Annotated in this window: 23 protein-coding genes; 11 read left to right on the top strand and 12 right to left on the bottom strand. The window is 46.9% G+C overall.

Annotation, left to right across the window (positions count from 1 at the left end):
• Positions 1-14 precede the first annotated feature (14 nt).
• The 3 genes from B3S86_RS05900 to B3S86_RS05890 all read right to left on the bottom strand — a co-directional run bounded on the left by B3S86_RS05900 (position 15) and on the right by B3S86_RS05890 (position 2,179).
• Positions 15-1,310, bottom strand: coding sequence for an arsenic transporter (locus B3S86_RS05900; RefSeq protein ID WP_290750260.1), 1,296 nt, complete (start codon positions 1,308-1,310; stop codon positions 15-17).
• 19 nt (positions 1,311-1,329) lie between these two features.
• A complete protein-coding gene (locus B3S86_RS05895; RefSeq protein ID WP_052019022.1) occupies positions 1,330-1,659 on the bottom strand; it encodes an ArsR/SmtB family transcription factor in 330 nt (109 codons plus the stop codon).
• A gap of 79 nt (positions 1,660-1,738) precedes the next feature.
• The gene (locus B3S86_RS05890; RefSeq protein WP_290750256.1) at positions 1,739-2,179 is read right to left on the bottom strand and encodes a VOC family protein; all 441 of its coding nucleotides are present in this window, start codon (positions 2,177-2,179) and stop codon (positions 1,739-1,741) included.
• Positions 2,180-2,251: 72 nt separating this feature from the next.
• Here B3S86_RS05890 and B3S86_RS05885 point away from each other — a divergent pair, with 72 nt between their 5' ends.
• Positions 2,252-2,569, top strand: a complete 318-nt coding sequence (locus tag B3S86_RS05885; RefSeq protein WP_290750253.1) for a bacteriorhodopsin — start codon at positions 2,252-2,254, stop codon at positions 2,567-2,569.
• A gap of 241 nt (positions 2,570-2,810) precedes the next feature.
• Positions 2,811-3,314: a DNA topology modulation protein gene (locus B3S86_RS05880; RefSeq protein WP_290750251.1), complete on the top strand. Its 504-nt coding sequence runs from the start codon at positions 2,811-2,813 to the stop codon at positions 3,312-3,314.
• Positions 3,315-3,456: 142 nt separating this feature from the next.
• On the opposite strand, the gene B3S86_RS05875 is transcribed toward B3S86_RS05880, so the two are convergent.
• A complete protein-coding gene (locus B3S86_RS05875) occupies positions 3,457-5,163 on the bottom strand; it encodes a methyl-accepting chemotaxis protein (RefSeq protein ID WP_290750249.1) in 1,707 nt (568 codons plus the stop codon).
• 162 nt (positions 5,164-5,325) lie between these two features.
• Between B3S86_RS05875 and B3S86_RS05870 the strand changes: the two genes are divergently transcribed.
• Complete coding sequence (locus B3S86_RS05870) at positions 5,326-6,378, top strand: C45 family autoproteolytic acyltransferase/hydolase (RefSeq protein ID WP_035408076.1); 1,053 nt, start codon at positions 5,326-5,328, stop codon at positions 6,376-6,378.
• 39 nt (positions 6,379-6,417) lie between these two features.
• Here B3S86_RS05870 and B3S86_RS05865 read toward each other — a convergent pair whose 3' ends face one another.
• The 4 genes from B3S86_RS05865 to B3S86_RS05850 form a co-directional block, all read right to left on the bottom strand.
• On the bottom strand, positions 6,418-6,894 hold the full coding sequence (locus B3S86_RS05865) for a GNAT family N-acetyltransferase (protein ID WP_056061289.1): 477 nt from the start codon (positions 6,892-6,894) through the stop codon (positions 6,418-6,420).
• The gene (locus B3S86_RS05860) at positions 6,876-7,454 is read right to left on the bottom strand and encodes a GNAT family N-acetyltransferase (protein ID WP_290750246.1); all 579 of its coding nucleotides are present in this window, start codon (positions 7,452-7,454) and stop codon (positions 6,876-6,878) included. Before B3S86_RS05860 ends, B3S86_RS05865 begins: the two co-directional genes overlap by 19 nt.
• Before the next feature lie 34 nt (positions 7,455-7,488).
• A complete protein-coding gene (locus B3S86_RS05855) occupies positions 7,489-7,977 on the bottom strand; it encodes a GNAT family N-acetyltransferase (protein ID WP_056061282.1) in 489 nt (162 codons plus the stop codon).
• Positions 7,978-8,086: 109 nt separating this feature from the next.
• Positions 8,087-8,992, bottom strand: a complete 906-nt coding sequence (locus B3S86_RS05850; RefSeq protein ID WP_035408084.1) for a methyl-accepting chemotaxis protein — start codon at positions 8,990-8,992, stop codon at positions 8,087-8,089.
• A 259-nt stretch (positions 8,993-9,251) separates the two neighbouring features.
• Between B3S86_RS05850 and B3S86_RS05845 the strand changes: the two genes are divergently transcribed.
• Genes B3S86_RS05845 through B3S86_RS05835 form a run of 3 tightly spaced genes read left to right on the top strand, consistent with a single transcriptional unit; the run spans position 9,252 to position 11,790 of the window.
• Positions 9,252-10,235 carry an ROK family protein gene (locus B3S86_RS05845; RefSeq protein WP_290750243.1) on the top strand — a complete coding sequence of 328 codons (984 nt, stop codon included), beginning with the start codon at positions 9,252-9,254 and terminating at the stop codon, positions 10,233-10,235.
• Positions 10,232-11,395 carry an MFS transporter gene (locus B3S86_RS05840; protein ID WP_290750240.1) on the top strand — a complete coding sequence of 388 codons (1,164 nt, stop codon included), beginning with the start codon at positions 10,232-10,234 and terminating at the stop codon, positions 11,393-11,395. Before B3S86_RS05845 ends, B3S86_RS05840 begins: the two co-directional genes overlap by 4 nt.
• A gap of 17 nt (positions 11,396-11,412) precedes the next feature.
• On the top strand, positions 11,413-11,790 hold the full coding sequence (locus tag B3S86_RS05835; protein ID WP_035408090.1) for a VOC family protein: 378 nt from the start codon (positions 11,413-11,415) through the stop codon (positions 11,788-11,790).
• Positions 11,791-11,855: 65 nt separating this feature from the next.
• Here the strand turns inward: B3S86_RS05835 and B3S86_RS05830 are convergent, their stop codons facing one another.
• Complete coding sequence (locus B3S86_RS05830) at positions 11,856-12,329, bottom strand: hypothetical protein (protein WP_035408091.1); 474 nt, start codon at positions 12,327-12,329, stop codon at positions 11,856-11,858.
• A gap of 445 nt (positions 12,330-12,774) precedes the next feature.
• Here B3S86_RS05830 and B3S86_RS05825 point away from each other — a divergent pair, with 445 nt between their 5' ends.
• Complete coding sequence (locus tag B3S86_RS05825) at positions 12,775-15,996, top strand: ABC transporter permease (RefSeq protein WP_290750233.1); 3,222 nt, start codon at positions 12,775-12,777, stop codon at positions 15,994-15,996.
• Positions 15,997-16,131: 135 nt separating this feature from the next.
• On the opposite strand, the gene B3S86_RS05820 is transcribed toward B3S86_RS05825, so the two are convergent.
• A complete protein-coding gene (locus B3S86_RS05820; protein WP_035408095.1) occupies positions 16,132-16,416 on the bottom strand; it encodes a hypothetical protein in 285 nt (94 codons plus the stop codon).
• Entirely contained in the window at positions 16,413-16,715 is a 303-nt protein-coding gene (locus B3S86_RS05815; RefSeq protein ID WP_290750227.1) for a DUF2089 family protein, read from the bottom strand. Before B3S86_RS05815 ends, B3S86_RS05820 begins: the two co-directional genes overlap by 4 nt.
• Before the next feature lie 187 nt (positions 16,716-16,902).
• Between B3S86_RS05815 and B3S86_RS05810 the strand changes: the two genes are divergently transcribed.
• Genes B3S86_RS05810 through B3S86_RS05800 form a run of 3 tightly spaced genes read left to right on the top strand, consistent with a single transcriptional unit; the run spans position 16,903 to position 18,963 of the window.
• Complete coding sequence (locus tag B3S86_RS05810; RefSeq protein WP_056061264.1) at positions 16,903-17,316, top strand: DUF4064 domain-containing protein; 414 nt, start codon at positions 16,903-16,905, stop codon at positions 17,314-17,316.
• Between the two features lie 28 nt (positions 17,317-17,344).
• On the top strand, positions 17,345-18,034 hold the full coding sequence (locus tag B3S86_RS05805; protein WP_290750222.1) for an ABC transporter permease: 690 nt from the start codon (positions 17,345-17,347) through the stop codon (positions 18,032-18,034).
• Entirely contained in the window at positions 18,034-18,963 is a 930-nt protein-coding gene (locus tag B3S86_RS05800; RefSeq protein WP_290750219.1) for an ABC transporter ATP-binding protein, read from the top strand. The genes B3S86_RS05805 and B3S86_RS05800 overlap by 1 nt, the downstream gene beginning before the upstream one ends.
• A 118-nt stretch (positions 18,964-19,081) precedes the next feature.
• On the opposite strand, the gene B3S86_RS05795 is transcribed toward B3S86_RS05800, so the two are convergent.
• Positions 19,082-19,414, bottom strand: a complete 333-nt coding sequence (locus B3S86_RS05795) for a hypothetical protein (protein ID WP_290750216.1) — start codon at positions 19,412-19,414, stop codon at positions 19,082-19,084.
• Between the two features lie 75 nt (positions 19,415-19,489).
• Between B3S86_RS05795 and B3S86_RS05790 the strand changes: the two genes are divergently transcribed.
• The gene (locus B3S86_RS05790; RefSeq protein ID WP_290750213.1) at positions 19,490-20,065 is read left to right on the top strand and encodes a hypothetical protein; all 576 of its coding nucleotides are present in this window, start codon (positions 19,490-19,492) and stop codon (positions 20,063-20,065) included.
• The last annotated feature ends 50 nt before the right edge of the window (positions 20,066-20,115 follow it).

Genomic DNA, 20,115 nt, shown 5'->3' with positions numbered 1-20,115 from the left:
TTCATGTCCTCCTCTTAATAGAGTAATAAACTGATGTAGAGTCCGAGCAACGCGATGGCGAGCGTCGGAATCGTCAAAACGGTACCAATTTTGAAATATTGTCCCCACCCAATCCGGACCCCTTTCGAGCGCAAGACATGGAGCCACAGTAAGGTTGCAAGACTTCCGATCGGCGTGATCTTTGGACCGAGATCGCTACCGATGACATTTGCGTAGATTAAGGCGTCACGAATCGCTCCCGTCGTTGCCGTATGCTCGATCGACAACGCATTGATCATGACGGTCGGCATATTGTTCATGACAGAAGACAACAGAGCGGCAAGGAATCCCATTCCAAACGTCGCCGATGCGAGGTTCGTCGCCATCCACTCGATCAACTCCGCAAGGACTTGCGTCAGTCCCGCATTGCGCAGACCGTAGACGACGATATACATACCGAGCGAGAAGAAGACGATCGCCCACGGGGCACCGGCAAGGACCTTCTTCGTCGGAACACTCGGTGATTTTTGCGCCAGGAATAAGAAAAAGACAGCGATGATGCCAGCAACGAGACTGACCGGAATGCCAATCGCATCACTCGTAAAGTATCCGACGAGCAACAAGCCAAGGACGATCCATGAAGCACGGAACATCCGCATATCGCGAATCGCAGACGTCGGTTTCGCCAAATCCTCGACGGCATAGACTTTCGGGATCTGCTTCTTGAAATAGAAGTACAAGACAAGCAGACTACCAACGACCGAAAAGACGTTGACGAAGACCATCCGTGCCGCATACTCTGTAAAACCGATGTGAAAGAAGTCCGCCGAAACGATGTTGACGAGGTTCGAGATGACGAACGGAAGACTTGCCGTGTCGGCGATAAAGCCGGAGGCGAAGACATATGCCAGGACGACCGCATCCGGTAACTTCAAGTGACGGACCATCGCGAGGACGATCGGTGTCAGAATCAAGGCAGCCCCATCATTCGCGAACAAGGCCGAGACAAGGGCACCGAGTAACGTCATGTAGATGAATAGTTTAAGACCGCCACCGCGGGCGATTCGGGCCATATGTAACGCGGCCCATTCAAAGAAACCGATCTCATCTAAAATCAACGAGATGACGATCAAGGCGATGAAGGTGAACGTCGCGTTCCAGATGATCCCCCAGACGGTCGCGACGTCTCCCAGTTCGACGACGCCCGTTAAAAGTGCGACAATCGCCATCCCGATCGCCGAGTATCCGATGCCGAGCCCTTTCGGTTGTTTGATGATCAAAAATAAGGTGATCAGAAATATTCCGATCGCAAGCCATTGTGATGCTGTCAATTAATTCACTTCATTTCTGTTAGATTTCTAATACGGTACAGGAACTGGAGCGCACATCTGCTGTATCCAGCCGTCTTAGCATCCATTCCAGTTGACCGTAATAAGGATGTTCCCGATTTAAGCGATAATAGATCCATTGCCGATCGCGGCGTTCGGAGATGATCGCTTGTTCTCGAAGTCGTTTTAAATGTCGACTGATCGCGGGTTGTGAAATATCGAATGCCGCGGTCAAATCACAGACACAGTGTTCGCGCACCTGTAATCGACGTAAGATATCCAGCCGTACCGGATCACTTAACCCTTTGAGATACTGACTCATCGTTTCTATTTCTGGATCAAATCGTGTCATGAGTTTCCCGTCCTTTCTTCATCAGGATATAATATAACCATTTGGTTATACAACAAGAAATAAAAAATCGATCCCGTGTTTATACGGAATCGATTTTTTCTGCTAGCTCTATGATCACACCTTCAGGTCCTCTTACGTAACATAGGCGATACTCATTTTCGTAATTCGCGACTTCCCCAATCGGTTGATATCCATGATTCGCTAACCGTACGAGGAGTGTATCGAGTCCTGTCACTTCAAAACAGAGATGACGCAATCCACTGGAATAAACGGGCTGAACGACAGTGGACGTCTCAACTGGTCGTTTGAACCGAACCAGTTCGAGCCAGATTGCTTCACCTGGTAACCCAAGAGCGACACAGTCCGTCTTTGCCCCGTCTAGATTCAACAAACGATCGAGCAACTTCCCTTCCATTTCCCATCGTCCACGTACTTCGAGCCCGCAAAGCGAAAAAAAGTGAATCGCTTCTTCTAGGTTCACGACGTTCAGACTGATATGATCCGTTCGTTTAATTGGCATCCGTCATTCCTCCTCCAGTGTGTCAAAATGTTTTCAAAACGTTGATAGAAAGCACATCTAGAGCGTTTCGACGTGGTGTCTGCAGTTTGTATCGTCAGTTGCTATTTCATGAAACAAGCCGTTGGTGACTCCGGATCATTATCGAAAATTGATGGCTTTCTGACTGAAATCCTCTACATCGACTGGCTCGTGACGACCCCGCTCCTCTTGATCAAGATTCCGGTATTGCTTGGATTAAAAGAAGGGAAAGGACGCGCATTGTTGACGAAACTCGTCATCGCCGACATCATCATGATCACCGGTGGCTACATCAGTGAATCGTCTATCAATCTAGCGGGTGACTTCACACAACTTAGTCTTCGGGCATATGTCATCAGTTGTATCGCTTAGTTATATATCACTTAACTGCTGTTTACGAATGTCACAAAAGCTGCTCAAGATAACCCGACACCGATTCATAAAGCTTTGTTTCAGATACGCTTGTTCTGCATCCCAGTAAGAGAAATAGAAAAACAATCGTCATGCCTTCGATTATGAAGTTTGGTACCATCTCATTCACTCCTTTCGTTCTATCCTCGACTAGAAAACCGTGGTATGATCAATTCCTATGACAAAAAACAGGAGGTCTATGATGCGAAAAATCATCCTGATTGGTTCTGGTGGGTCTGGTAAATCGACGCTTGCCCGCGAGATGGGCAAAAAACTAAGTTATCCCGTTGATCACCTCGACAGCTTATTGTGGCGACCGAACTGGGAGGCGGTTTCGCGTGAGGAACAACGCCAGATTCAACAAACACTCATATCGCGTGATACATGGATCATCGACGGTAATTACGGTGGAACGCTTGACTTACGAATCGATGCCGCTGATACGGTCATCTTCCTTGATCTGCCGCGGACGCTTTGTCTGTACCGTGCGCTGAAACGGACCTTGCGCTATCGTAAGACCGGCCGACCGGATATGGCGGCAGGCTGTCTCGAGAAACTGTCGCTTGATTTTCTGAAATGGATTTGGCGGTTTCCGATCGATAAGCGACCGAGTATCCTTTCAACGCTTAAAGCGACGTCCGATAAACAAATCGTTCATTTGCGGTCCCGCCGCGCTGTCAAACAGTTTCTTCAATCACTTTCATAACATCCGTCCATCTGTTACCTTTCGTCATCCTTAGTGATGTACATACGACGAAACAAATTTACTCTCCTGCCCGTTTTCCAGTCATTACCACAAATAAAAAAACGACCATGACGGTTACCCCTCATGGTCGTAGTGTAATATCTTACACGCTGAATCTGCCTGTGACTTGTTTTAAATCATCCGCCATCGTCGCGAGCGATTGCGATGCAGACGAAATTTCTTCCATCGACGCCATCTGCTCCTCGGTCGAAGCGGAGATGTTTTGTGTCCCAGCAGCGGTTCCTTCCGTCACCGCTTGAATCGTCCGCATGACAGAAGCGATTTGTTCACTCGCTGCCGCCATTTCCTGAACGGCGCCGGACACATCTTCGACGTGCCCTGTCACGTCGGTGATCGCTGTCTCGATTTCCGAGAAGGATTTCCCTGCCTGATCGACGACGGCAATCCCGCTCGTCATCTCGGTCGAGACTTTCTCCATCGAGGCGACCGATGCTTCTGTCTCTTGTTGGATGACCTGAATCAAGGACTCGATCTGTTTTGCCGAGACCGCCGATTGTTCCGCAAGCGTCTTGACTTCCGCTGCGACGACGGCAAATCCGCGTCCTTGTTCACCAGCGCGTGCTGCCTCGATTGCTGCGTTTAAAGCGAGGAGGTTCGTCTGTGCCGCGACACCTTTGATCGAATCCGTGATTTGACCGATTTCCTGTGATCGGTTGCCAAGACCATCAATGACTTGGCTGAGACGCGACACGTCTTCTTGAATACGTCCCATCTGCGTTCCGAGTGATCCGACGACCTTCCCCCCGAGTGCGACTTTTTCCATCGCGTCTGTCGTCCGTTGCGTCATCTGTTGCGCATTGCCGGCGACGTAGCGGACGGACGTCGTCAACTCTTCAATCGTCCGTGAAGCATCGGACACTTGATGCAGCTGTTGACTTGCACCGCTTGCCATCTCTTCCATCGTCACAGCGACCATCTCTGTTGCTTTCGTCGTTGATTCCGCATTGACGCTAAGCTCATCCGACGCAACGGCGACGCGGTCTGCCGTTCCCGTCAGTTCAAGGACGACTTGTTGTTGTGAGGCGATCATTTCATTAAACGATGTCGTCAATTGACCAAGTTCGTCTTTCGAATCATAGTGACCTCGGACAGTCAAGTCACCTTTACCTGACTGATTCATCCAACCCTGCAGTTGACGAATCGGACGCGTGATGAGACGTGTGATGTATAAGGCAAGTCCTGCAAACAAGAGGACCGCCAGTAAAAAGATACCGAGCATTAAGTAAAAGGCGGTTTGTTTTTCCGCTTGATTCTGGGCATCTAACATCTTCGCTTGTTTCGTCATTGAGGCCATTAATGCTTTTGCCGAGTTCGCGACGTTATCCCGGACTTGTTCCAAACCATCGGAATACGCCGTGTAGGCTTCTTCCTCTTCATTTCGTGTCGCCGCATCTTGAACGAGCGTCATCGAGTTGTCGTAGGCGAGGACATTATCCTTCAACTCCTCGAGTTGTTTCTTTTCTCGCGCATCAAATTGTCCCGTTTTTTCAACCTTCGTGACCGACGATCGAATCTGAGCCTGTCGCGTATCGATATCGGCTTGGAGTTCCGTGATTCGTGCTTCATCCTTCGTTAGGATCATCTCCACTAAAAAGGAATCGAGAGCCCGTGTATCGATCCGAATCTGTGCCACTTCTTGGATCGGAATCAAGTTCTCCTGATACATCGCTCGGGAAGCGTTTGACATCTGGTTCAAGAAATAGAGTCCTGCTCCCGCAATGAGTAGCATCGCAACGACGGCTGTTGCGATCAAAGCTTGTATCTTCCGTCTGACTGACATATGTTTCATTCCATCCCCTCCCGTTTTTGTTATCGGTTCAGGATTGAAAAAGTTGACTATTTTTTCAATATTCCCATACTTTAGATGTGCTTTAGTAAAGACTTGCCATACGACTTTCTCCCTTGCGTTCGATATAATCAGCATACAGCAGTTGAAGAAAGGATGAGTCCCATGCAACGAGTAGCCAATGAAATCACGCAATTCCGCGGCAGTCATTATGAGTTCGGTCGCGAACAAGGGCGTTACGTCAAACGAAATCAGTTGCTCCATAACCGAGAGGACAACTGGAAAATCCGTGTTCCTCGCTTTCAAGTCGATCCGGTCGAGACGAAGGAGATGTTCCTTCGGTATGCTCCGCACATCTGGGACGAGTTGCTCGGACTGCAAGATGAACTCGAACTATCATTGCCAGACACATTACTCCATTTCGGACATTACCGGGTCGAAGGACCGAAAAGCGGTTGTTCAATCATGACCGGTGATAATTTCCTCGTTCGCAATTATGACTATCATCCGATGACATATGACGGACGATTTTCCGTCTTTCAACCGAACGATGGTGGTTCAGCGATCATCGGTCCGGCTTCACGGGTGACAGGCCGGATGGATGGGATGAACGAACATGGTCTTGCGATGGGTTATAACTTCATCAATCGTCGGCGGCCGGGAGATGGATTCGTCAGCTTCATGATCGGACGGATCATCCTCGAGATGTGTACGTCGGTCGACGATGCGATCTCACTCGTCAAAGAGATTCCACATCGCGGATCGTTCACGTACGTCGTCCACGATAAATCCGCGCGTTCGTTTGTCATCGAGGCGACGGCACGCGACGTCCAAGTGCGGGAATCGAACATGTGTACCAATCACTTCGATTTGCTACAGCACGAAAACCGCTATCACCTGGATGACTCAAAACGTCGGATGATGGAGCTAAAGACACATCAACATATGATTCAAGATGCGGAATCCGCTTTCCGACTCTTGAACGATACTGATAAAGGCGTCTTCGCTGATTTATATGCGCAGTGGGCAGGAACGATCCATACGTCTGCCTACTTCCCGGAAGAGTTAAAGGTATGGTTCGCGCTCGGTGGTGATCAGGAACCGGTCACGTTCGACTTTGCTGACTGGCTCGCCGGCAATGACTTCACAGCAAGTGAAATCACAGGAGAACTTGAGACGACCATCCAGTTTGCAAATACACTTCAGACATGGCGTTAAACGAAAAAGATGCCTCCTGCTTGCGCAAGAGGCATCTTTTTACTGGGAAACGTCTAGTCGTTTCGACATATAATAATCCGTTTTCTCATACCCAAGCGAGTCATACACATGAATCGCCCGTTCGTTATGCGCGAAGACGTGTAACGAAATCTTTTTGACGTTCATCCGTTTTAACATCACTTCCAGTAATCGGAGTGCTTCTTTGCCGTACCCTTGGTTTTGTTTATCGGACGTAATCTTGACATCGAAGATGAAAGCGGAACGTCCGCGTGATTCTTCTTTTACGTGAACCCAGACCATTCCAATGTCGCTGTCTGTCTCGTCACGAAACGTAAACAAATAATGATCCTTCGTTTTCAGACCTTCAGGCAACAACGTCGCAAACTCATCTGTCGACTTATTATGCGCCTCGTTCTCTGACCACGTACCGGCGCGACACTTATCTGCCGCATATTCCTCGATTGCCACGGGTAGATACACCTCATAGGTCGCTTGTTTCATTGGCTCGATGCGCATGCTGCTACCTCCTGCGTTTTCGTCCAGTCCCGTCGTAACATCGCATAGACCTGGAGGTCGTGATAAGTCCCGTACAATTTCTCAGCGTCCCGTAAGACGCCTTCTTCCGTGAACCCGAGTCGTTCCGGGATCCGTCTGCTCCGGACGTTTCCAGTCGCACACTCGATGACGACGCGGTTCAAGCCGAGCGTCTCGAAACAATAATGCGTGACGAACCGGACGACGTCCGTCATGACACCTTTCCCGAGTCCTTTTTCTCCTAAGTAATAGCCGATCGACGTTTGCCCGAGATGCCGATCGATTGCATGCAAACCGATCGTTCCGACGAGCTCCTCCTGAAGATAGATGCCACACGTAAAGCCGTTGCCATCGGCGAACTGTTGCAGCCATGCTGGGATGACTACTTCCTGATATGTAATGGCATCTGTTGTACTATCAACCCAACCGAGCCATTCGCGAAGATGTGCGCGATTGGCATCGACAAGGGCGAATAATGTCTCCGCATGGTGCCGTTCGAACAATTGAAGCGATACGTGATCGGACACTTGTAACCTGAACATGACCTCTCCCCTTTCTAGTAACTGTTGTTTGACGTCACGACGTCGTTTCCCTGCTAGACGTCACGTTCCATTCCATCCGTCTTGAGCGGACAGACATTCCGAGTGCCTCGTAAAAGGCGATCGCTTCTTGATTGGCGTCATCGACGCCGAGTTCGATCCGGTCGCAACCAATTGTTTCCGCATGCGCGTAAGCGGCTTGCATCAATCGCTTGCCTACGCCTTGCTTCTGATGCGTATCCGCAACGACGAGACTGATGACCCGTAAGTAATGTTTATCGAAGACGAAGCCGCTCCCTTCGATGATATCTTCCTTTAAGACGATCACACCGGCAAGTCCTTTGTATTCCGCGACGAAGATTTCGAAATCTGATCGGTCGAGTTGCGACAAAAATAAGTCTTCCGAAACCGGCATCTCGTGCGGACGGTAGTGATCGGGGCGTAAAGCTACATGCTGCTCATGAATTTGTTGGAATAGCGGAATCAACGCCTGAAAATCGTCAGGGCGGGCAGTACGGATATTCATCAGAAATTCGCTCCCTTTTCGTTTTGTAGTATATTAACATATTATTCCAAAGTGTAGGGGTACTTTTTATACAAAACGGCACTCCGTTTATCGGAATGCCGTCTCTCACTTAAATTGCTTTTGTAAAATCTCGCGCTGTCTCCGTTAACGACGATGCTGCACTCTGCACGTCATGGAAACGATCAACCGTTTCCGCAACGACGATGACGCTTGCTTGTGCATCGGTCGTTGCTTGCGTCATCGCACGGGCAATCCGCTGTAGTTCATCGTTCATTCGCTGTGTCGTTTGCCGGACATCAACGACGGCTTGCTCGACGAGTTTCGAGAGATTGCGGACCTCTGTCGCGACGACATTGAACCCTTTCCCGTGTTCACCGGCTCGTGCTGCTTCAATCGAGGCATTGAGTGACAAGAGATTCGTCTGGGACGCGATCGTTTTAATCGTCTCGGTCACTTGGGCGATATCTTGCGCCTGGCGCTGCAAGCGTTCAATCGTCTGATGGTTATCACGGGTCGTCTCAGCCATCTGCTCGATTGTTTGCCGTAACGCTTTGCTCTCCCGCTCGCCATGCGTCGACCGCGTGTTCAGATCACTGGCGATCGCATCAAACGAAGTCGCGAATTGTTGAATCGTCTGCTGACGATCGGTGATATCAGAGGCGATCTTCAAGACACCGGTCACTTCTGTTCCATCGTATATCGGCATATAGGTCGCTTCTAGCCAAATCGATTGACCATACGCATCGATCCGTTCAATTTTATCCGCCGTACTGAAGCCGCTGAAAAGCTTCTGCCAAAATGCTTGATAATTGTCGCTCATTGCGAACTCCGTCGTACAGAATAGATGATGTTGCATCCCAATCATCTCTTCTCGTTTATATTTCATCGTCTTCGCGAACAAGCCATTGACATCAACGACACGACGTTGCCGATCGAATCGAATCATCGCGACGTTATCGCGCAGGGAGGCTACAATATCTTGGGATCCTAGGTCGGTTGATAGTTGTGTGGTCATGATTACAAGCTCCTCTCGCCATCTACCTCCCGTTACAGGCTATCCAAGATATTACAAATCGGAATAGTATGAATTAAAGATATATGACTAAAATTTTTTCACTTCTTTTATTATTATCCAGAGAGAGTAAGAATGAAACATGATTTTCAGTGGATTTATTTCTTTCCTCTTTTTGTTGTCTATATTTCCCGACCTGCTATACTTAAATCAAAACTTATTAAAATATTTTAATAAGTAATCCAAATTGGAGGTTTATCCTTTGACTGAAGTCCTCTCTCGTACGCGTCACGCTTTTTTGATCGACCATCTCGATACGATTCCGGTGATTCGGAACGTCCTAGACGTCAGTTTTCCGACTGCGAGCAAACAGATTGATCAGATGATCACTGCTCGGGAAATTGAAGAGACACCACTTGAATTGGTTCGCGGTGGTCGTCCGGCAAAACGGTATCGCTATCGCGTGAATCACTTTCACGGACTCGCTCTTTATCTCGAACGGACGTATCTGCAGTATCGCATCCACGACGTCGGTGGACATGTGATCGCAACGGATCGCCTGAACTTCGATTCGACGGATCATGGATCTGTTTTATTGAGCACGCTGACAGCATTACTTAATGATCATCCACGTATTCAGACGCTTGCGATTGGTGTCGCCGGTGCCGTTGATACGACCGGCACAATCCTATTCGCCCCGGATTATCCGACGCTAGACGGTCGCCCCTTACAACAAGAACTGACTGAACGGTTCGGGCGACCCGTCATCGTCGAAAATGATATGAACGCTGCGGTCCGTGCGCAAGCTTCTGATAACGAGACGACCGTCTATATGTATCTCGGAACGAACGGACCGGGAGCCGGTGTCGCCGTTTCAGGTCATGTCGTCCACGGAGCGCATCACTTCGCTGGAGAGATCTCGTTCATCCCGTTTGACGACAAGCGAAATGTCGGACAAGTCCTCGCGACGACTACACCACACTCTGACGACTGGTATGAGGCATTAAGTCGAATCATCCTCTCGTTTAGCGCCACCTTAAATCCGGATGTTATCTTGTTCGCAGCGTCAGATGTCTCGGATGACGGGTTAGCTCGATTGACGGATCGATGCGCCAAGCGCTTTCCGCTCAGCAAATTACCTCAGTTGCGAAAAGGCGACTGGGAAACCGATTATTTAGATGGTTTGATGCAACTCAGCATCCAGTCATTCATTGAACAAATTCCGTTAGGAGGTCTCGCCCGATGACCCGTCTACTATTACCTTTGATTTATCTCGCTTTTATCAGTCTTGGTCTTCCAGATGCGTTACTCGGTACGGCGTGGCCTGTGATGCGGCTCGATCTCGACGCCTCGCTCGACATGGCAGGTTGGCTCTTCATGACGATCGCTGCCGGAACGATCGTCTCGAGTCTGTTTAGCGGTCGACTGATCGAACGTTATTCAACAGGTCCGATCACGGCAGCTTCTGCCGGTTTGACTGCTCTGGCATTGATTGGTTTTTACGTTGCTCCGTCCTTGATTTGGCTCTTCGTCCTTGCGATTCCGCTTGGACTGGGCGCTGGAGTCGTCGACGCGGCGTTGAATCATTTCGTCGCCACGCATTATCAAGCGCATCATATGAACTGGCTCCATTGCTTCTGGGGCATCGGTGCGACGGCTGGTCCGCTCATCATGGCTGGTGTATTGCTCGATTCCGGCTGGCGTTTTGGTTACCTCGTCGTCGGCGCATTGCAACTCGTCTTGATGATTGTCTTAATCGTCAGCTTACCCCTCTGGAAGCGGGCTCCGAAACATGTGTCTCAACAGGTTCAGACCGTGAGTACGTCGTCAGGAAAACCACGCGGATTGATTGCCGCTCTCGCTGCCTTCTGCTTTTATTGTGGAGCCGAAGCGGTCGTCGGGCTGTGGGGCAGCAGTTATCTTGTCCAAGTCCGGTCCTTTTCCGTAACATCAGCAGCGACGTGGATTTCCGTCTACTACGGAAGTATCACCGCGGGGCGCTTCATCAGTGGTTTTCTATCGCTGCGCTGGTCGAATCGTCGTTTGATTCGTGTCGGTCAATGGACGGCATTCGTCGGAGCCACCTGTTTCATCCTCGCACCTGCTGCCTGGATGCCGCTTGGTTTCGTACTTGTCGGGCTTGGTCTCGCACCGATTTATCCGGCAATGCTCCATGAGACGCCGGTTCGCTTCGGGAAGGCCGCGGCGCAACGGCTGATGGGGGTACAAATGGCATTCGCCTATACCGGTAGTACCTTCATGCCGCCATTGTTCGGATGGCTGGCGACGTCCTACTCCTTATCGTTGTTCCATTGGTTCACGATCAGTCTCATCTTCTTGATGCTGATCGCTACGGAAGGATTGAACCGGATGTTATTCAGACAGCGATTGGCAAAAGCGTCTTGAAAAAAGGAGGAATGAAGATGAAGATTGAACATATCGCCCTTTGGGTGGCAGATCTGGAAGGGATGCGTCAATTCTACGAAACACATTTTAATGCTACGACAGGCGAGCGATATCATAATCCGATGAAAGGGTTCACGTCATATTTCCTGACGTTCTCGAGTGGTGCGCGTCTTGAATTGATGCAACGGACGGATATCACGGAACGGACGATGAATGCGCTCGGTTATGCCCACCTCGCCTTTTCGCTCGGCAGTAAACAAGCAGTCGATGACTGGACAGCTCGGTTACAGGATGAAGGTATACAACATCTTGACGGTCCTCGGACGACGGGTGACGGGTATTATGAAAGTACGATCGCGGACCCGGAAGGTAATGTGATTGAATTGACGGTCTAATAGATGAAACGAAACAATCCCTCATTCTGATTAGAGTGAGGGATTGTTTGTCGGTCGATGACTGTTCAATTGTTTTCTGCTTGTTGGTATTTCTCTTGACGAGCAGACTTCCGACGATTGATCATTCGTTCAAATACGAGAAGAGACCCTACTGGGTAGAACAATAAGAAGATTACTTTCAATAGAATCTCCGTATCCATCCACGCTGAAAATGGTGGCAAGATGCCAAATAGAAGAAGAATTAATAATGTCAGAACTCCTCCTAACAGCAGGTGCAGGACGATCGACCATCTACGCTTATGCTTTTGCTGACTCACGATATATTCAATCCCTAATGATAGCGGTGTCCCGATCCCTAAAAAAATCAAACTCGTATAAAAGACCGTCACGACATAGACCTCGATCAGAACGAAGATCGTCATGAACAGATTTTCTTCAACACTCCCGAGGTTCACTGGATTCATCAATAAATAGATGAATCCAAAATGAAGACTCATCAACAGAATTGCCTTCATTTTCTGCAATACTCGCTTTTTCATAGATGCCTCCCCCTTTCGAAAATAGTAAAAGACAGTAAAAGCCTCTATGAACTGAGGTTCCTACTGTCTTTATCGCTCGATTCACCTATCTTAACATAACGTATAGTTCTGTAAAACATTGACAACGTTCGTTTAATAATTCATCCATTACATTTCAGAAAAACAGTCGCTCATCCTAGTCCATTTATTTGGTAAATATGTAAATTGACTAATTTTTCAGTTATTAACTTTCTCATTTCATTTTATCTATGGTTATAATTAGGTAGGTATTGGATTTATTTACTTACATATGGAATTTAAATCGTCATTAAGGAGGTTTTACGTATGACCAATTCGTTACACGCATTCAGTCATACTTCACTTCAGTCGATGCTTAACGCAAGATCGACTCATCGAAATCCGTTAATAACGAGACCGTACATTCAAACGCAGGAGGTTTTTGCCGATGCTTAAGTTCATCTGGAATTCCTGGTGGCGCAATAAAGAGCGCTTCATCCTGCTGCTCGTCGGTGTCCTGATCGTCAGTACCGGACTGAGTTATTTGATCGGTACGACGCAAGCCAATAACGGGACTGTCGTCGATGAGCTACAAAAGCGTTGGGGATCTTCTTACGACATCGTCGTCCGCCCGGAAGGCAGCCGGAGCGTAACGGAAGACTTGAAGTTACTTGAGCCCAACTATATGAGTGGTCTCGATGGTGGGATCACCCGCAAACAATACGAGACGATCAAAAAAGTCACTGACGTCGAGGTCGTTGCCCCGATCGCGATGATCGGCTACAATCAAACAGTTTCGAGTGTCGGTACGCACACGATCGATCAAGAAGGGATTTATAAACTGACGATCAAAGATACGCAAGATACCGGATTACAAAACGAATCATCGAGTGGGGTCACCTACTTAGCAGCAGGATGGGAACCCACAGGGGATGCAAAAAAATCAGGGGTGTCTCCCCTCCTCCTTGGAAAGCAGCCACTTTTTGAGTATGGGAGCCAAGTCATGATTGCAGGGGTTGATCCCGAAGCGGAAGCCGCACTCGTCGGCTTGGACCAAGCGACGACAAAAGGAACCTATAGTAACTATTTTTCAAAAGATGATCAGGTCATCTCGTTCGGGGAAGACGGTGTTCAAATCCCAATCTTGTTGAACAATCGTGAATACGTGGACGCAACGCGGATCTACACGTACGAAAAAGTCGAGCTTCCGTCTAAAAAGAAATCCATCAACGACATGGTACAACAAGTCGAACAAAAAGGCGGAAAAGAATACTTAGACTCCTTACCGACAAGCGATGCGAAACGTTATACGATCACGACACAAGATGTCCAGAAGAAGCTCGTCAATGATATTTTGAAACACACGTTACCGACCGCTGAAGAGACGAACAGCAATTCCTTTACATGGATTGCCTTAAAACCGTCTCCGATCGACTACCGTTCGATCAAAAGTCCTTACGCTTCACGTTGGCCGTTCACCTATCAAGTCCAACCAAAACAAGTCGACCAAGATTCCTTGCTCGCTAAACGCAGCATGTACCGGGAAGCGCGCATGTTTGGAAAAGATAGCGTGGATTGGCCCAAAGTCAACTTAAACTATATCGGGGTCTTCGATCCGAAGAAATTGAATATCTCGAAAGACCCGCTGACAGAACTGCCGATGGAGACGTACTTCCCGTCAAAAGCCCAGTGGGTGATGGACAAGAATGAACGTCCCGTCAATCCGGTCCGAGACGTTAAACCAACGAATGATCCTTATGATTTCCTGACGAAACCACCATCGATGCTGACGACGCTCGATGCTGCGTTTAAAATTCGTGGCGACAAAGCAATCTCTGCCATCCGCGTCAACGTCAAAGGTGTCGAGACAATGAACGCTGCTAGCGAGAAAAAGCTCCAACAAGTGGCGACAGAAATCGAACAGAAGACAGGTCTAATCACGGATGTGACACTTGGTTCCTCGCCGCAACTCGCTTTGACCTATTTACCGGGGCTAAAAGACGAATCAGCGCTTGGCTGGGTTCAGCAACCGTGGATTAAGCTCGGCTCGTCGATTGCGATCTTTCAGGAAGCAAAAGTTGGGATGAGCGGCATCATCGCCAGTGTCATCGCCGTCGCACTCGTCTATGTCTTCAGCTCGAATATCATCTTGCTGTATACGCGAAAAAAAGAGTTTGCGATTTTACTTTCGCTCGGTTGGCGTCCGCGTCAACTCTCGAAACTGCTGTTCATCGAAGCAACAATACTTGGTACACTTGTCGTCTTGATTGCTTGGACGATTCTCGGTTCGTTCTGGGTCACGACGGACAACCCGATCGCAATCGATCGGATTCTATTGATCGGTCTTGCTGGTTTACTCATTTACTGGGGTGGAACGCTCGTACCGATGACGCTCATCCGACGCATCAAACCGTATGAAAGCATGCGTTCTGGTGAAGTCTCAAAAGGTCGTCGTTTCGTCCGCGCGCGTGGCGTGCTTGGGATGAGTACCAATCAGCTTGTCACGTACTGGCAACGGACAGGACTCTCGGTCGTCGCGATCGCCTTACCGACGAGTCTGTTCATCTTCTTCCTGTTCATCACGTTCCGACTCAAAGGCGTCTTGTACGCAACGTGGCTCGGAGAATATGTCGCGCTTGAAGTCGGCACGATGCATTACGTCGCGATGGGTGTCGCTCTACTGATCGCCATCCTGACGACGACGGAGATCATGTGGCAAAACGTTAATGAACGCAAGAGTCAGCTTGCTGTTCTTAAAGCGACGGGCTGGCAAGACGTGCAAATCCGTTTACTTGTATTGAGTGAAGGGATGATGACAGGACTCTGTGCTGGTGTGATCGGTCTCTTGACAGCATTTGGGATGATCGGCTTCGTTTACGGACAATTCCCGGTTCAAGAGCTCGGTTTCCTTAGCATCATGCTCTTGATTCCGGTGATCACGGGTCTGTTAGGTGCCTTACTTCCTGCCGAGCGTGCCGTCCGCATCACACCGAATGCGGCACTCGGTAGTGTCGTTGAAAATACACAGGCGACAGAACGACGTTTCAAATGGGTTCTCGGATCGATTGCTGCTTCCTTGTGTATCGGGGTTGCGAGCCTGTTCTTGTTCGCCTCAACCGAATCCTCGACGACTACACCACAGAGTGCGTCGCCGAAACAACAGACGAGCGGACAAAAATTAAGAGACTTGGCTTCGGAAACAAAAACATCCGCTGACAAGAAAACAGACGATCAAAAAGCACTTAAAAAACTGATGAAGAAAGGAGTCATCCAAACGTATCCGGGCGATCCGGAAGCAACTTCTGAACTGTTCTATGCTAAATCACTCATTCCAACACCGAAAGAACTCGATTTAAAGGAAAAGAGCGGTTATCGGTTCGTTACGGTTCCTGTTGTCATGTACGATCCCGATAATAGAGTAAAAGGCGCTTATGCTATTTACCGACCTGGCACCTTTACATTGACGTCGCTCGACGGAAAAGAATATGAAACCGTTGATTACGTTAATCATAATAAGAAAGCATTCAGAAACAGTTATCAGTATCTCTCACCATATAAGTCAACCGTTGATTTAGTCTATCAAGTTCCTGATGACCAGAAGGTATTCGTTCTCTTTGCTGCGGATGAAGCTTTTCCAAAGAATACGACAGTGAAGGTTGAACTCGATTAAAATGAACGGAATATAAATCTAGCTCGTAACACGTAAATGAGAGTAGCCTCTGTTTCATCAAAACAGAGGCTACTCTCTTTTATATAAAAACAATCTCTTTTAAGATCGTCTTCATGTGAAACGATATGTATGACTTTACAGCGTATCGTGCACGCGCATTCGTTCTAGTTCTTTTTCTTGATTCTTTTTTAAAGCTTTTCGACCACGCGACCATTGTTCCCAAAGTGAAATCAACCCGATTCCTAAAATCAACACGTAGGCTAATAGGCTATTATATCTACCATCAAAGTAACGCCACGTCATCACGATCACTAAAATGATCGGCATGATGATGCCGAGATATGGATTGTGACGACTCGATAAGAAATACTGTATTCCTAAACAGATACTGATAAGTAGAGCAGAAACGAAGAAATTCATTGATTGTTACCCCTCTCAAGTCGATATTTTTCGATGATTTTTTTGGCATCTTCAATCGTGACCCGGTCTTCGATGGCCATTTGTTTAATATATGTGATGAACGGTTCATTCTCGATTTTCTCATTCACTTCGATTTTCTGAATGATACGATCGACACGAATTCGGACGGTCGGATAGGACACATCATAATGTTTTGCTAGTTCCTTCAAGGAACCTGAGCTTACGATGAATTTTTTCACGAATTCCACTTCTTCCAATTCTAGAGATAAAATCCAATCGGGAACATCATCTTTCTTCATTTACCATTTCCCTCCTATGTATTCACAATAGCATTTATTTAAATAAAGTTAAAGTATTTTTGATATTAATTAAACATTTAACCAATAAAAAATTAAAATATATTCATTTTTCCACTTGTCATAGAGATTCAAGTCATGGTAGTTTAGGAATGTCAAATCGGAAAAATAAGGAAAAGGAGTGTTTTACTTGAAAAGAACAACAGAGTACATATTTGCAGTCATCGGTATCGTTTTGTTTGGATCATTGTGCTTAGGCGGTTTTCTATTGTCTGGCTCGATTGCGGATCACGCTGGCATGAAAGATTTGGTTGATCAATTCATTCGCGATGAGAACATCACGGATGTCACGGCTAATCAAATCCTCACATCCTTTCAACAATTCTTCTTGTACCTTGGTGCCGTCTCGCTCTTATGTACATTAGGAGGCATCTTCTCAATCGTCCGGATTCGCAAAAACGGTTCTGCTGGAAAGCTATTGATCATTACAGCGATTCTCGGGGGAATCTTTACGTTACTCGCCGGCGCCTTCGGTTCAATCGCTTACTTGATTGCCGGTATCACGAATGTATCGAAGAATAAGAAGCTAGCGCGACAATATTAATCTTACTTAGAGAAAGGTGCGTCTACATATGTTTGCCATTACGCTTCGCGAATTCAAATCACTTTTTCAAAGCATCCGCGCCATCCTGATCATCGTCGTCTTGTTCGGCGTGACGACTGGTTCTGCTAAACTCGTCAGCCAGTTCAAAGGGCAACTCAGTGATCTTGGTCTAGGTAACAATGCGTATATCATCGGATTGATGTTACTTCTGTTTTTAGCTGCTCCTTTATTCGTGACAAGTATTTCTCATAGTAGTGTCAATAAAGAGATCGAGTCGAAGACGATTCGTTTTCTTGCAACAAAAACGTCCCGTGAAAACATCATTTTCGGGAAGTTTTTAGGCAACGTATCGTTTTGGGTCCTCTGCCTGACAGTTGCCCTCATATTAATCGTTCCCTTTTCAAAGTCGTTTCATTTCGTCGATTTGATTCAAAGCATCATCTTCGTCTCTTATTTCATTGGATTGTCGTTGTTTCTTTCAACAGTCGTCAATAATTCCTCGATGACGATGTTCGTCGGAATCTTCATCTCGATCGCACTTCCGGTCATCGGGATGTGGAGTCTTATTTCGAAGAATGTCATCGTTGATACGTTGTCTTACTTAACGCCGTATTATTACTATACGCAAGAAAACACTGCTTATACTTACCTTGTTTTGATTCATATCGCTGTTTTCGTCTTGACGACTCTGATTATCTTTAAAAGGAGAGATCTCTGATGTTAGCCCTTCGTGCAACCAATTTAACGAAACAATACGGCAATAAGACCGTCGTCAACCAGTTGAATCTCGAGATCGAGCAAGGGGCCATCTTCGGATTCCTTGGTCAAAATGGCGCCGGTAAATCAACGTTCATCAATATGATCACTGGACTGGTCCGCCCGACGTCCGGAACATTCGAGTTACTCGGAGCGCCGAACGATTCCTTGAAAGATGTCCGGACACGGATTGGTGTTCTACCGGATTACTCGACCTTTTACGAAAACTTCACGGCGCTCGATCACTTGAAGTATTTCAGTAAAGTCCTTGGTCTGAAGACGACGATCGACGAGTTGAAGCAACTTCTGCGTGATGTACAACTCGAAGACGCAATCGATATGAAAACGAAGAGCTACTCGTTCGGGATGAAAAAAAAGCTTGGCATTGCCCAAGCTTTAATCAATCGACCGGATATCTTATTTTTAGATGAACCGACATCTGGCGTTGATGCCAACTCGATTCTCGGAATCCACTCTTTGATTCGCAAGATTGCAGCAGACGGAACGACGATATTTCTAACGTCCCACAACTTGGACGAGGTCGAAAAACTATGTACGGAGATTGCAATCATGCAGGCTGGATCAATCCAAACGCAAGGTACGATGGAGGAGTTACGGGAACAATATGAGAAAAACATCACTGTTCATGTCAAACATGCGTTGCTCGACAATGAGATGCAACTACACTTGCAGTCCAAGTTGTCGACGCTTGCGAAAGACGTCAATGTCTCCCCGACTCAGTCAACGTTCATCGTCCAAAGTGAACAGGATATTGCGACGATCAATTCTTATCTTGTCTCACAACAGATCCATGTCTATCGACTCGAAGTAGAAGAAGCGTCCTTAGAAGAAATCTTCTTGAATCTAGGCACAGAAAGTCGCTCGGCTTAAACACTCGTTTTGAATCGATACATTGTGAATTAAAAATCAGGCTTCCTAGCATCGTGAATATACGATGTCAGGAAGCCTGATTTATGTAGCTCAATTCTATTTTATATAAGATACCACTTTAAGGACCCGTACCGCAGGAAACAGCATACTTTTCCGCGTTTACCTTCTTTGAATAACAGATAAAAGGCGTTTCTCCCGTTTCACTTTTCCAATCATACCAAAACATATGGTACCGTTCTGCAACAGGATCTTGTTCCGTAATGATCGCAAAGTAATTTTGATAATAATAGCCTTGTTTGTATAGTTCGTGTCTAAGAGCACCTTTAGACGTAGCATCCGTAAACAGAATAGGTGATAGTACCGGCATGAGTAATACAATGAGGGCTATAACTCCTAAAAATAGTGCCAAAAATTTCTTTTTCCTTTTTTTCTTAAAATTCGATTTACTCATTTTTATAACCTTTCCTTTTTTTGGTTTTTTTGTTATATAATAACATGAATCAAACAATAGAAAGAGGTCGCGATCGTGAAAAAAACTATTTTTTCATCCCTCACTTTAGGTGTCATCCTATATGCTGGTTTCTTATGGAGTAATGCGATTGCCGATTCTAATGTTGCACAAGAAAAATCTAAGAGTAGCATCACAGAGGAACAAGCTTTCGATTTTTTCACTACAGTGCTTGAGCAACAAAAAGCAGATTTCTTGAACAATACTCCGTTAGCGCATACTAACCTTTCAAAGTTATCTGAAGGGGACGAGGCTGTATTGATTTTTCTATCCACTACGGAAGTCGATAAAATTCAGCTGAATTCATTCAAATACAACATTTCTGATGTCAAAGTCTATTCAGAGAATCAAAAAAATTATGCTGAAGCGTATGTCACACGAACTTTTAACTTCGGAAAAAGTGGTCTTGAAACGGGTTTAGGTGATCAATTGGTACTTGAAATTCCATCACATGTAGACGATCAAAGCACATCGGTTTCTTCGAGTAAATTAACCATTGAATCGCATCCAAACGCTAATAACGTTTCAGTTGATGAATTTTTAGAAAAGTACAAAGAGGAAGTAGAAAAATCAAACCAACTTGAAGCCAAATAAATATAGAAAGATGTCGCCATGATTCGTCAAGTGCGTACTTCTTTCCTTTC

The organism is Exiguobacterium sp. UBA3968 (assembly GCF_002385115.1).
Classification (GTDB): Bacteria; Bacillota; Bacilli; order Exiguobacteriales; family Exiguobacteriaceae; genus Exiguobacterium_A.
The sequence above is the reverse complement of the archived record's forward strand: the minus strand, read 5'-3'. Positions and strand labels throughout refer to the sequence as shown.